This is a genomic window from Streptomyces sp. SAS_270 (genome assembly GCF_052543295.1).
This window is the reverse complement of record NZ_JBMNDS010000011.1, coordinates 48,378-60,425: the sequence shown is the minus strand read 5'-3', so window position 1 is coordinate 60,425 and position 12,048 is coordinate 48,378. Positions and strand designations below refer to the sequence as shown.

Below are 12,048 nucleotides of genomic sequence, written 5' to 3'. Positions count from 1 at the left end.
CTGCGCGTGCGTGCGCAGGGCGCGGCGGTCCTGGTGGTCCATGCGGGCGCGGAGCTCGGCGCAGCGGGCCGTGGCGCGTTCGTGGTCGTCGCGGATCCAGGCGAGGTCGAGGCGGAGGGCGTCGGCCTCTTCCCGGGAGGCGGCCGCGCGGAGCATCCGCCCCAGTTCGACCTGGCGTTCCGCCGCGTAACGCTGTTCGCGGAGCATCACGTCGAGCCGGTCGCCGAGGGCGTCGCGGCCGCCCGGCCGGGCATCGTGGGCGGCGAGCGAGGCGCCGTGCAGGGCCCGGGCCCGCCCGGTCTCCTGGGCGGCGGTCCCGGCGCCGTGTCCGGCGGCGAGATCCTGCAGGAGCGCTTCGACGACGTCCCACGGCGGGACCTCCCAGCCGTCCAGGCAGGCCCGCATCCCGTCGGGGTCGCGCTGCCAGAACACCGCGCACCAGCCGCCGCCCTGATCGAGCCGCTCCATCAGGCCGTTCAGGTATTTCGCGAACTCCCGTACCTGTCCCGGGAGTTGTTCCACAGCCATCACACAACTCCCCGGCAGACTGGAGTACTCCGGTCCGGTAGAAAACACCAGCCGTGTTACGGAACGGCTACGGGGAGTTTTCGGACTGGCCGCAGAGTCCTGTGATCCCGCGGACGGCCGATGTGCGTCACACCTCGGCCGGCACGCAATCGCCCGCCAATCGGTCCATCGACAGCCCGAGCACCCGCGCCAGCGCGGCCACCGTGAAGAACGCCGGGGTCGGGGCCCGGCCGGTCTCGATCTTGCGGAGGGTCTCTGCGGAGAGACCCGCGTGCGCGGCGATGTCCGCCATGCTGCGGCCGCCACGGGCCTCGCGCAGCAACCGTCCGAGGCGCTCGCCTCGTTCACGCTCTTCGGGGGTCAAGGGGGTGCGTACCATGCCACCATTCTAATACCGGTATAGTAATTGGCATGGTGGAACTGAAGACAGACACATCGATCGACGCCATGTACGCCGCCGGCCAGGTCGTCGGCCGGGCCCTCACGGCGGTGCGGGAGGCCGCGGACGTGGGCGTCTCCCTCCTGGAGCTGGACGAGGTGGCGCACGGCGTGCTGCGCGGGGCGGGAGCCGGCTCGCCCTTCCTCGGCTATCGGCCCTCGTTCGCCCCGACCCCCTTCCCCGCGGTCATCTGCGCCTCCGTGAACGACGCGATCGTGCACGGCATCCCGACCGGCTACCGGCTGCGCGACGGCGACCTGGTCTCCATCGACTTCGGCGCCGAACTGGACGGCTGGGTGGGCGACTCAGCGATCAGCTTCGTCGTCGGCGAGCCGCGCGCCGCCGATCTGCGCCTCGTGGAGACCGCCGAGCGAGCTCTCGCCGCCGGCATCGAGGCGGCCGTCGTCGGCAACCGCATCGGCGACATCGCGCACGCCGTCGGCGCGGTCTGCCGCGCGGCGGGGTACGGCATCCCGCAGGACTTCGGCGGGCACGGGGTGGGCCGCCGTATCCACGAGGACCCGCCCGTCCCGAACGAGGGCCGACCCGGCCGCGGCCTCGCCCTGCGCCACGGCATGGTCCTCGCGATCGAGCCCATGCTGATCGGCGGCGGCGCCGACGGCTACCACGAGGCCCCCGACGGCTGGACGCTGCGCACGAACGACGGCTCCCGCGCCGCCCACGCGGAACACACGGTGGCGATCACGGACGCGGGACCCCGCATCCTGACCGCACGCCAGGACGGCGCGTCGAACATCTCTGCCGACGCGCCGTCGCACCACTCCTGAGCCGCTACGACGCCGGGGTCACCACCATCGCCGACCCGCCGCCGCGGCGTACCCTCTCCGCCGCCGCGAGCCACTTGCCGCCCGGCAGCCGCTGCACTCCCGTCGCCGCGCCGATCTCCGGGTTCAGCTTGAAGGCATGGCCGATGGACTGCAGCTGGGTGCGCAATTCGCTGTTGTACAGGCCCGGTTCGAGTTCCGTGGTGGCGGCGTTGCGCTGACTGGCGCGCGGTGCCGCGATGGCGTCCACCAGGGGAAGACCGCGGTCGAGGAACCCCGTCAGGGTCTGCAGCACGGTCGTGATGATGGTGGCTCCGCCCGGCGAACCGAGCGCCACCACCGGCCTGTTGTTCCCGTCGAGGACGATCGTCGGCGAGATCGACGAGCGGGGCCGCTTGCCGGGTCCGGGCAGGTTCGGGTCGTGCACGGCCGGGTTCGCGGGCGTGAAGGAGAAGTCGGTGAGCTCGTTGTTGAGGAGGAAGCCGCGGCCCGGGACCGTGATGCCGCTGCCGCCGGTCTGCTCGATGGTGAGCGTGTACGCGACGACGTTGCCCCACTTGTCGGCCACCGTCAGGTGCGTGGTGTTCTCGCCCTCGTACGTCGTCGGGGCCGCCGTACCCCCGGATGCGCAGGCCGCGGGATGCCGCGGGTCGCCGGGCGCGAGGGGGCTGGTCAGCACCGCGTCGTCGTGGATCAGACACGCCCGCGAGTCGGCGTACTTCTGCGACAGCAGCTGCGTCGTCGGTACGTCCTCGAAGGCGGGGTCACCCACCCAGCGCCCGCGGTCCGCGAACGCGATCCGGCTCGCCTCGATGTAGTGGTGCAGGTACTGCGCCTCGCTCGCCTGCGAAAGGTCGGTCCTCTCCAGGATGTTGAGCGCCTCGCCGACCGTGGTGCCGCCGGAGGAGGAGGGCGCGATCGAGTAGACCTTCAGTCCTCGGTACGACGTCTTCGACGGGGCCTGCAGGTTCGCCTCGTACGCTTCGAGGTCCTTCTGCGAGAGGTCGCCCGGGCGGGCCTTGTAGCCCGAGGCCGGGTCCACCGGCGGCTCGTTGACCGTGTCGACGATCTCCTGGCCGAGGTCGCCTCCGTCGTAGATCGCGTCGGTGCCCTCGCGGCCCAACTCCTCGTACGTGCGCGCCAGATCGGGGTTCTTGAAGGTCGAGCCGACCACCGGGAGCGAGCCGCCCGGCAGGAACAGCTGCGCCGTGTCGGGGAAGTTCCTGAACCGGGCCTGGTTGGCCTCGGTCTGCGAACGGAAGGTGGAGTCGACGGTGAACCCGTCGCGAGCCAGCCGTTCGGCGGGCCGCAGCAACGACTTGAGCCCCTTGCTGCCCCACTCGTCGAGGGCGGTCTGCCAGGTGGCGGGTGTGCCGGGCGTGCCCACGCCCAGCCCGCTGGTGACGGCGTCCGCGAAGGGGATCGCCTTGCCGTTCTCCACGAAGAGGTCGGAGTCGGCGCTCAGCGGGGCCGTCTCACGGCCGTCGATCGTGTGCACCGTACGGGACTTGGCGTCGTAGTAGACGAAGTAGCCGCCTCCGCCGACGCCCGACGAGTACGGCTCGGTGACCCCCAGCGCGGCCGCCGTGGCGACGGCCGCGTCCACCGCGTTGCCGCCCTTCTTCAGGACCTCGATGCCGGCAGCGGAGGCGTCCGCGTCGACGCTCGCCACGGCACCGCCGTAGCCGACGGCGACGGGTGTCTTCTCCGCCGCACGGACCCCGGGCGGCGCCGCCGCCCCGACCGACATCACCACCACCGAAACCGCCAGGACCGTCAGATTCCGCGCAAGAGGGCGACGCATGCGTACCTCCAGTCAACAACCGTCCGCGCAGCGTAACTTCACCGGCGCACTCCCGTCAGGACCCCCTCGAACACCGGTCCGCACGCCCGCTAGCATGCGCGCCCATGAATGACGACGTGCGCAACATCGTCCTGGGCGTGCTGGGGGCCGGCATCAGTGCCGCGCTCGGCTGGCTGGCCCGGACGTACCTGTGGAAGCGCAGGCTCCGCCGCAAGCAGGCCTTCTTCGGGCTGCCCGACAACTCCGAGTCGCTGATGGTGGTTCCCCGCGACCCGGCGAGCGCGGAGCTCGCGGTGCACCGCATCGACGTGTTCGCGCTGCTGGAGCTCTCCGCGCTGATCAAGGACTGCGGCGCGCACGCCCAGATCGTCAGCCAGGACACCGTGCTGCAGGGCTTCGGCGAGCGCACCGAGTTCTGCGTGGGCGGCCCGTCCTCCAACCGCCGTATGGCCGCGCACATCTCCGCGCTGCTGCCGGGCATCCGCTTCAACACGGACCCCGAACCCGGCCCGGACCGGGCCGCCTTCCAGATCGGCAGCGAGCGCTACCGCATGGAGGCGGGCACCACCGAACACGTGATCCTGGCGCGGCTGACGACCAGCGAGCCGCAGCAGTCGCGGCCCGTCTTCCTCTTCTGCGGCCAGCGCGCAATCACCAACCAGGCGGCGACCCGCTACCTCGCCCGCAACCACGAGCGACTGAACCGCAAGCACGGCAACAACACCTTCGTCCTCCTGCTGAAGGTCGTGAACTCCCAGGCGTACGGCCCGGATGTCGTCGAACTCGTCGCGGACGTGACACGGGTCGCCCAGACGCCGCTCCCCGCGCCCGCGCCGCCGCGCAACTCGCACCGGGCGTCCTCCTGACCCCGCTCCGCAGCGTGAGGGACATCGCGGGAGACCTCCCGAGGGACCCCCTCCGTTTGCGCGCGGAATGAGCACTTCAGCAGGGCCGACGCACACGAAAGGAGCCATCCCGCTCACTAAATGCACACTTCAACAATCGTTACCCGCGCGTAACTTACCGACGGGTTACCTCCAGTAAGAGGCCGAGGTTACCGTCGGGTCACTTTGCACTGACACGAGTGAGGAGTGACCCGTGGGACTCTCGCGCTACGCCCTGCGTACGACCGCCGTGGGCGCCGTCTCGGCGACACTGATCGCCGGCACCGCCCTCGGGCTCGCCCCCACCGCCCAGGCGGCGTCGGCCGGGGTCGACTTCGTCGACATCACCGGTGACGGCGGCACGATCCTGAAGGCCAATGTCGTCAAGCCGGCCGGCGCCGACGGCACCCACCGCTACCCGCTGCTCGTCATGCCCACGAGCTGGGCGCTGCCGCAGATCGAGTACCTCGCGCAGGCCCAGAAGCTCGCGGACTCCGGCTACGTCGTGGTCACGTACAACGTGCGCGGCTTCTGGCAGTCGGGCGGAGAGATAGAAGTGGCGGGCCCACCCGACATAGCCGACGCGTCCAAGGTCATCGACTGGGCGCTCGCCAACACCCCCGCCGACGCACAGCACATCGGCATGGCTGGCGTCTCCTACGGCGCCGGGATCAGCCTGCTCGCCGCCGGGCACGACAAGCGGATCAAGGCGGTCGCCTCGCTGAGCGGCTGGGCGGACCTGATCGACTCGATCTACTCGGGCCGCACCCAGCACTCCCAGGCGGCCGCCCTGCTGAACGGCGCGGGCACGATCACCGGGCGCCCCAGCGCCGAACTCCAGCAGGTCTTCAAGGACTTCTTCGCCTCCAACCTGGCCAAGGAGCAGGACATGCTCAACTGGGGGGCGAAACGTTCCGCCACGACGTATCTGGACCAGATCAATGCCAACGGCGCCGCCATCATGATGGCCAACGGCTGGGGCGACACGATCTTCCCGCCCAACCAGTACGCCGACTTCTACGAGAAGCTGACCGGCCCGAAGAGACTGGAGTTCCGCCCGGGCGACCACGCCACCGCCGAGCTGACCGGACTGTTCGGGCTGCCCAACGACGTGTGGACCGACACCGAGCGCTGGTTCGACCACTACCTCAAGGGCGACGACAACGGCATCGACCGCGAACAGCCCGTCGAGCTCAAGTCCCGCTCCACGGGCGGCTACGAGGGCTACCCGGACTGGAAGTCGGTCGGCGCGACACAGCGGAAGATCGCCCTCGCGGGCACCACGACCATCCACACGAACGTCGACTCGGGCGCGGACGGCGGGATCATCTTCCTCTCCAGCATCCTCGACCAGATCGCCCAGCTGCCCCCGGTGGCGTCGATCCCGCTGCTGCCGCGCTACTGGGCGGCCGTGTGGCAGTCGGAGAAGTACACGAGCGCCCAGTACGTGCGCGGCAATACCAAGCTGCACACCACGCTCACCCCGACCAAGGAGAGCGGCACCCTCGTCGCCTATCTGTACGACGTGGGCCCGCTCGGCCTCGGCAAGCTGGTCAGCAACGCGCCGTACACCTTCCACGGGCGTACACCCGGCAAGCCGTTCGGCGTCGACCTGGAGCTGTTCTCCACGGCCTACGACGTTCCGGCAGGGCATCGTCTCGCCCTGGTCGTCGACACGGTCGACCCGCTCTACATCGAGCACAACCCGTCCGGCGCGCAGCTGACCTTCTCCTCGCCGGCGAACGACCCGTCGTACGTGTCGATTCCGCTGCGCGAGCAGTGATCTCCGGCTGCTGCCGGGCGGGCCTGGCCCTATGGCTACTGCACTCCCCCGCACCGCGAGGGCGTGAGGGTTCCTCCTGGCAGCAGCGTCCCTGGTTCGGCCGGTGCCACGTCCACGGCCTCGGTCTCGGGACTGCGCCGCTCACGCCGGGCCACCCATCGGGCGGACCGGGAAAGCAGCATGCACATCCCGATGCAGATCGGCGAGATCACCATCACCACGGGGATGAACGGCAAATCGTAGTCGAGGTTCGACGCGATGAGCCTCCCGGCATGGAGGAACTCCTCCTGGGTGATCAGAAAGCCGAGCGAGGTGTCCCTGAGAATCACCACCAACTGACCTGCGACGGCGGGCAGTACGGCCCGCAGGGCCTGCGGGACGAGGACGTACGACATGACCCGGGTCCTGCGCATACCGAGCGCGAGCGCGGCCTCCCGCTGCCCGCGGTCGACGCAGTGGACGCCCGAGCGGAACACCTCGGCGAGCACCGAGCCGTGGTGGAGCGTCAGTCCGGCGACCAGTGCGAGCAGCGGCTGGGCCCTGAGCACCACGAGGACGAAGAAGATCATCACCAGCACGGGCAGGGCACGGAAGAACTCGACGACCACCGTGGCCGGCCGGCGCACCCACCGGTGGTGCGACAGCCGCCCCGTCGCGAGGACGAAGCCGAGCGCGGGCGAGAGCACGGCGGCGCTCCCGAAGGCCTTGAGCGTGATGCCGAGGCCGCGCAGCAGAAGTTCCCGGGTGCCCGGGTACTCGAAGGGCCTCCACTTCGTAGGGATGAACTGGCCGGTGTCGAACAGGAGAGAGAGGATCCAGGCGAGCAGACCGAGGATCAGGACGGCGCAGAGAATGCCGTAGGCGCTGCGGCGCGGCCGGGGACGGGGTCTCGTGAGGTCGTAAAGGGCGGCGGCGTCAAGGGTGTTGGCGGTCATCGGGCGGCTCCCCGGCGCTGGTCTTCTCCTTGCGCGGGGGCACAGCACACACGTGTCCTGCGGATCATGCGATGCACTCCCCCGCTCAGTGCTTGAGGATCTTGGAGAGGAAGTCCTTGGCGCGGTCGCTGCGCGGGTTGGTGAAGAACTCGTCGGGGACGCGGTCCTCGACGATGCGGCCGTCGGCCATGAAGACCACGCGGTTGGCGGCGGAGCGGGCGAAGCCCATCTCGTGGGTGACGACGACCATGGTCATGCCGTCGCGCGCGAGTTGCTGCATGACCTCGAGCACCTCGTTGATCATCTCCGGGTCGAGGGCCGAGGTCGGCTCGTCGAACAGGAGCGCCTTGGGGTCCATGGCGAGGGCGCGGGCGATGGCGACGCGCTGCTGCTGACCACCGGAGAGCTGGGCGGGGTACTTGTCGGCCTGGGAGACGAGACCCACCCGGTCGAGGAGCTCGCGGGAGCGCTTGTCGGCCTGCTCCTTCTTGCGTTTGCGGACCTTGATCTGGGCCAGCGAGATGTTCTGCAGGACCGTTTTGTGGGCGAAGAGGTTGAAGGACTGGAAGACCATCCCGACCTCGGCGCGCAACTGCGCGAGCGCCGTGCCCTCGTCCGGCAGCGGGACGCCGTCGAGCTTGATCGTGCCCGAGTGGATCGTCTCAAGACGGTTGATCGCCCTGCACAGTGTCGATTTGCCCGACCCCGACGGGCCGATGACCACGACCACCTCCCCCTTGCCGACGGTGAGGTTGATGTCCTGGAGGACATGCAGCTCCCCGAAGTACTTGTTCACGTCATGCAGCTCGATCAACGGATCGACAGCCATGCCCGGCCCTACCCACTCTCAGCTGTGTCGCAGTTGCCGCAAACTATCCAGACAAGAAGGGACTTAATACTCGACACGCACTTTTCGGGCACTAGGCGTATTTATCGAGTTTTCCGTTTACCGTCACTCCGCGCGAGCGACGGCCCGCTCTATGCCTCCGACACCTCGGCGTACAGCTGCGACAGTTCGGGGGCGCCGCTGGAGGCCCAGGTGTGCCCGGAGGCGACCACGTCGATCTCGCGGCCGGAGGCCAGCCGCACCACGGGCTGGCCGTTGGGCCAGATCTCCCAGACGGCGCCGGGGACCGTGCGCACGATCACGGTGCCGAGGTAGAGCCCCGCGTCGTTGCCGAGCCAGGGCAGGGTCTCCTCGTCGTCGCGCCAGCGTGGCAGCAACTGGTCGAGCGCCTCCAACGAGGCCGCGGAGTCGTCCAGTTCGACCCCCGCCTGCTGTGCCTGGGAGCGCAGCAGTTCGCACTCGGAGAGGAGTTCGGCGATGCCCTCGTGATCGTGGTCACCGTCGGAGAACACCGCGACGCCGAAGGCGAGGCCGCGCTTCTTGCGCCAGTTGCCCAGGAAAGGGATGTTCATACGCCCAGCGTGTCATTCACGCCGCCCCTCGCACCACAGGCGCGCGGAGCCCTCCGGCGCAGGGGAGTTCGCCGGGAGCCGGCCGGGGAGTTCGCGCCATCTTCACGCCCGCCTCGTTGACGGGTCCCCTGCGCATCCTTAACTTCATGGCGCAACCGTCACCTCGCCGGCACGGGAGAGGGGTCATTCGTGCGCCGAAGCCTGTGGGGTCGGGTGGTCGTGCTCGCGCTCCTCCTCTCGGCCCTTCCTCTCGGAGCGGCGGCCGCGACGGCCGCCCCCGGGCCGCTCCCTCTGGAGCGCCTCTTCGACAACACCGCGGTGAGTGACGACACGCGGCCCGGCGAAGCCGACTTCGACGGCTTCGGCGGCTCCCTGTCGGCGCAGGACCTGACCGCCGCGGGGTGGACCCCGGACCGTTCGCCGACCGTCCAGGGCGCGCGGCTGACCTGGCCGCGGCGCGCGGCGGGCGAGCCGGACAACGTGCGCGCGGCCGGCCAGTCGGTCCGCGTGCACGGCCACGGCGACGCCCTCGCCTTCCTGGTCTCGGGCACGGGCGGCGCCGACGTGGGCGGCACGGGCACGGTGCGGTACGCCGACGGCGGCCGCGCCCCGTACCGGTTGACCGCCCCGGACTGGCGCACCGGTCCGCTCGCCACCAAGGCCGTGGCACTGCCGCACCTGAACACGCCCGACGGTCAACTCGACGTGAAGGTACGGCTGTACGTCGTGACGGTGCCGCTCGCGCGCGGGCGCGAGGTCACGTCGGTGGACCTGCCGAAGGCGGACGCACTGCATGTGTTCGCGCTGTCCGTGCGGGCCTCGACGCGGGGCTGGACGGGCAGTTGGGCGGCCTCGACCTCCGGTTACACGGCCGTCGGTCCCTGGACGGACCGGACGCTGCGACTCGTGGTGCACACCTCGGTGGGCGGGCCGCGGGTGCGGATCCGGCTCGACAACACCTTCGCGGCGGCGCCGGTACGGATCGGCAGCGCGACAGTGGCCGTGCAGGCGGCCGGTGCGCGCCCGGCGACTCCGCCGGCACCGCTCGCCTTCCGGGGTGCGACGGGAGCCGAAATCCCCGCGGGCGCCCAGGTGTTCAGCGATCCGGTGGGTCTTGAGGTGCCCGCGGACGCCAACCTGCTGGTGAGCTTCCACCTCCCCGGGACGGTGGCGGCGGCGCCGGTGCACCGGCTCGCGGTGCAGCGGTCGTACGTCAGCGAGCCGGGCGACCACGCGGGCGACGGCTCCCCGGAGGCGTACACCTCGACGATCACGAGCTGGCCGCTGCTGACCGGCGTCGACGTGAGCGGCGGGCCCGGGTCCGTGGTGGTGCTCGGTGATTCGATCACCGACGGCGAGAAGTCCACGCAGGAGGCGAACCACCGCTGGCCCAATGTGCTGGCCACACGTGTGCTGAACCAACATGTGGTCCCGCACTATGGCGTCCTCAACCAGGGCATCTCGGCGAACCGTGTGGTCGGCGACCGCTATCCGGGCGACGGGGTCTCCACCGACACAGGCGGAGTCAGTGCGCTGCACCGCCTGGACCGCGATGTCCTCGCCCAGACCTCGGCGCGCACGGCCGTGGTCTTCCAGGGTGTCAACGACGTCCGCTGGGGCGCGTCCGCGGACCAGGTCGTGGCCGGACTGCGGGAGATCGCCGCCCGCGCCCACGCCCGCGGGCTGCGCGTCCTGGCCGCCACGATCGCCCCCTGCGAGGGCGAGTCGCTGTGCACCACGGCGGCTGACACCCGACGGACCGCGGTGAACGCCTGGATCCGCGCCGGCACGGACTTCGACGGCGTACTGGACTTCGACGCGGTCCTCCGGGACCCCGACCGTCCGGCCCGGCTCCTGCCCGCCTACGACAGCGGAGATCACCTGCATCCGGGAGACGCGGGCCTCGCGGCGCTGGCGGACTCGGTGGACCTCAGGCTGCTGTCGGCGTCATGAGGTCCGGGAGGCCGGTGCGGGTCACACCTCGAGGTCCACGACCACCGGCGCGTGATCGGAGGCACCCTTGCCCTTGCGCTCCTCACGATCCACGTACGCGTCCTTGACCGCCTTGGAGAACGCCTCGTTGCCGTAGACGAGGTCGATGCGCATCCCGCGGTTCTTCGGGAAGCAGAGCTGGCGGTAGTCCCAGTACGTGTACGGGTGCTCGTACTTCAGGGGGCGCGGGACCACGTCCGAGAGGCCCGCCTCGCGCAGGGAGGTGAGGGCGGCGCGCTCGGCGGGCGTGACGTGTGTGAGGCCCTCGAAGGCGGCAACGTCGTAGACGTCGTCGTCCGTCGGCGCCACGTTGTAGTCGCCCATCACCGCGAAGGGCCGGCCACCCGCCGCGTCCCCGGCGACGGCCGCCTTGAGCGCCTCGAACCACTGGAGCTTGTACGCGTAGTGCGGGTGGTCCACCTCGCGGCCGTTGGGCACATACACCGACCAGACGCGGATCGGGCCGCAGGTCGCGGAGACCGCTCGGGGCTCCTGCACTCCGTCGTAGCCGGGGTCGCCGGGCAGCCCCCTGACCACGTCCTCCAGGCCCACGCGGGAGACCACCGCCACTCCGTTCCACCGGCCCGTCGCGTGCACCGCCGACTCGTAGCCCAGCTCGCGCAGCTCGTCGGTCGGGAAGCCCTCGGCCGTGGTCTTGGTCTCCTGGATGCACAGCACGTCCGTGCCGCTGCTCTCCAGCCAGGCCAGCAGCCTCGGGAGACGGGCGGTGATCGAGTTCACGTTCCAGGTCGCAATGCGCATGCCTCACAACCTACCGGGCGGGTACGACAACGCTCCCGCCCCCGCCCGTCGCACGCAGGCACGGCCGTGCTCAGACCTCGGCGGACGCCCCCGGAGCGAGCCGCAGGTGCTCGGCGCCGCCCAGGGCGCCGATCTGGTTGTCGTAGATCGGCCGGGCGAGATCGGTGAGGAGCGCGTCGTGGATGTCGTACGCGCGCTGCGGCTTGACCTCGCGGACGTACTCGATGACCTCGGAGATCTTGCTCCAGGGGGCCATGACGGGGAGCATCAGCGTCTCGACGGGGTGGTCGGGCACGGTGAGCGCGTCGCCCGGGTGGAAGACGCGGCCGCCGTCGACGAGGAAGCCGACGTTGGTGATCCGCGGGATGTCCGGGTGGATCACCGCGTGCAGTTCGCCGTGCACCTGGACGTCGAAGCCCGCGGCGGTGAACGTGTCACCGTGGCCGACGGTGTGCACCCGGCCGGGGAAGGCGGCGGAGATCTTCTCCGCGACGGACCTCAGGGTCCAGATCTCGGCCGCCGGGTTGGCTTCCAGGCCCGCCCGCAGCCGGTCCTCGTTGAAGTGGTCCAGGTGCTCGTGCGTGACCAGGATCGCGTCCGCGTCGAGCGCGGAGTCCTCCTCGCTGAACGTGCCCGGATCGATGACGAGCGTCCGCCCGTCCTTTTCGAGGCGGATGCAGGCGTGCGACTTCTTCGTGAGCTTCATGGGTTCCATCC

At 70.5% G+C, this 12,048-nt stretch carries 11 protein-coding genes and 1 pseudogene; 4 read left to right on the top strand and 8 right to left on the bottom strand.

Features of this window, described 5'->3' with window-relative positions; genetic code table 11:
- Both ACN6LB_RS10340 and ACN6LB_RS10335 read right to left on the bottom strand, forming a co-directional pair.
- Positions 1-528: pseudogene (locus ACN6LB_RS10340) on the bottom strand (hypothetical protein); the annotation flags it as partial.
- 127 nt (positions 529-655) lie between these two features.
- Positions 656-907: a helix-turn-helix domain-containing protein gene (locus tag ACN6LB_RS10335; RefSeq protein WP_445025544.1), complete on the bottom strand. Its 252-nt coding sequence runs from the start codon at positions 905-907 to the stop codon at positions 656-658.
- Between the two features lie 32 nt (positions 908-939).
- Here ACN6LB_RS10335 and map point away from each other — a divergent pair, with 32 nt between their 5' ends.
- A complete protein-coding gene (gene map, locus ACN6LB_RS10330; RefSeq protein WP_445025543.1) occupies positions 940-1,755 on the top strand; it encodes a type I methionyl aminopeptidase in 816 nt (271 codons plus the stop codon).
- Positions 1,756-1,759: 4 nt separating this feature from the next.
- On the opposite strand, the gene ggt is transcribed toward map, so the two are convergent.
- Entirely contained in the window at positions 1,760-3,556 is a 1,797-nt protein-coding gene (ggt, locus tag ACN6LB_RS10325) for a gamma-glutamyltransferase (protein ID WP_445025542.1), read from the bottom strand.
- A gap of 104 nt (positions 3,557-3,660) precedes the next feature.
- Here ggt and ACN6LB_RS10320 point away from each other — a divergent pair, with 104 nt between their 5' ends.
- Positions 3,661-4,422 carry a hypothetical protein gene (locus ACN6LB_RS10320; RefSeq protein WP_356140074.1) on the top strand — a complete coding sequence of 254 codons (762 nt, stop codon included), beginning with the start codon at positions 3,661-3,663 and terminating at the stop codon, positions 4,420-4,422.
- 232 nt (positions 4,423-4,654) lie between these two features.
- Entirely contained in the window at positions 4,655-6,223 is a 1,569-nt protein-coding gene (locus tag ACN6LB_RS10315; RefSeq protein ID WP_445025541.1) for an alpha/beta fold hydrolase, read from the top strand.
- 35 nt (positions 6,224-6,258) lie between these two features.
- On the opposite strand, the gene ACN6LB_RS10310 is transcribed toward ACN6LB_RS10315, so the two are convergent.
- The 3 genes from ACN6LB_RS10310 to ACN6LB_RS10300 form a co-directional block, all read right to left on the bottom strand.
- On the bottom strand, positions 6,259-7,158 hold the full coding sequence (locus ACN6LB_RS10310) for an amino acid ABC transporter permease (protein ID WP_445025540.1): 900 nt from the start codon (positions 7,156-7,158) through the stop codon (positions 6,259-6,261).
- A gap of 85 nt (positions 7,159-7,243) precedes the next feature.
- On the bottom strand, positions 7,244-7,987 hold the full coding sequence (locus ACN6LB_RS10305) for an amino acid ABC transporter ATP-binding protein (RefSeq protein ID WP_356140077.1): 744 nt from the start codon (positions 7,985-7,987) through the stop codon (positions 7,244-7,246).
- Positions 7,988-8,136: 149 nt separating this feature from the next.
- Positions 8,137-8,577 (bottom strand): DUF6278 family protein, encoded by a 441-nt coding sequence (locus ACN6LB_RS10300; protein ID WP_445025539.1) that lies wholly within the window; start codon positions 8,575-8,577, stop codon positions 8,137-8,139.
- A gap of 189 nt (positions 8,578-8,766) precedes the next feature.
- Here ACN6LB_RS10300 and ACN6LB_RS10295 point away from each other — a divergent pair, with 189 nt between their 5' ends.
- A complete protein-coding gene (locus ACN6LB_RS10295) occupies positions 8,767-10,530 on the top strand; it encodes an SGNH/GDSL hydrolase family protein (RefSeq protein ID WP_445025538.1) in 1,764 nt (587 codons plus the stop codon).
- A 21-nt stretch (positions 10,531-10,551) separates the two neighbouring features.
- On the opposite strand, the gene ACN6LB_RS10290 is transcribed toward ACN6LB_RS10295, so the two are convergent.
- Both ACN6LB_RS10290 and ACN6LB_RS10285 read right to left on the bottom strand, forming a co-directional pair.
- A complete protein-coding gene (locus tag ACN6LB_RS10290; protein ID WP_445025537.1) occupies positions 10,552-11,331 on the bottom strand; it encodes an exodeoxyribonuclease III in 780 nt (259 codons plus the stop codon).
- A gap of 70 nt (positions 11,332-11,401) precedes the next feature.
- Complete coding sequence (locus tag ACN6LB_RS10285) at positions 11,402-12,037, bottom strand: MBL fold metallo-hydrolase (RefSeq protein WP_356140081.1); 636 nt, start codon at positions 12,035-12,037, stop codon at positions 11,402-11,404.
- Positions 12,038-12,048: the final 11 nt, after the last annotated feature.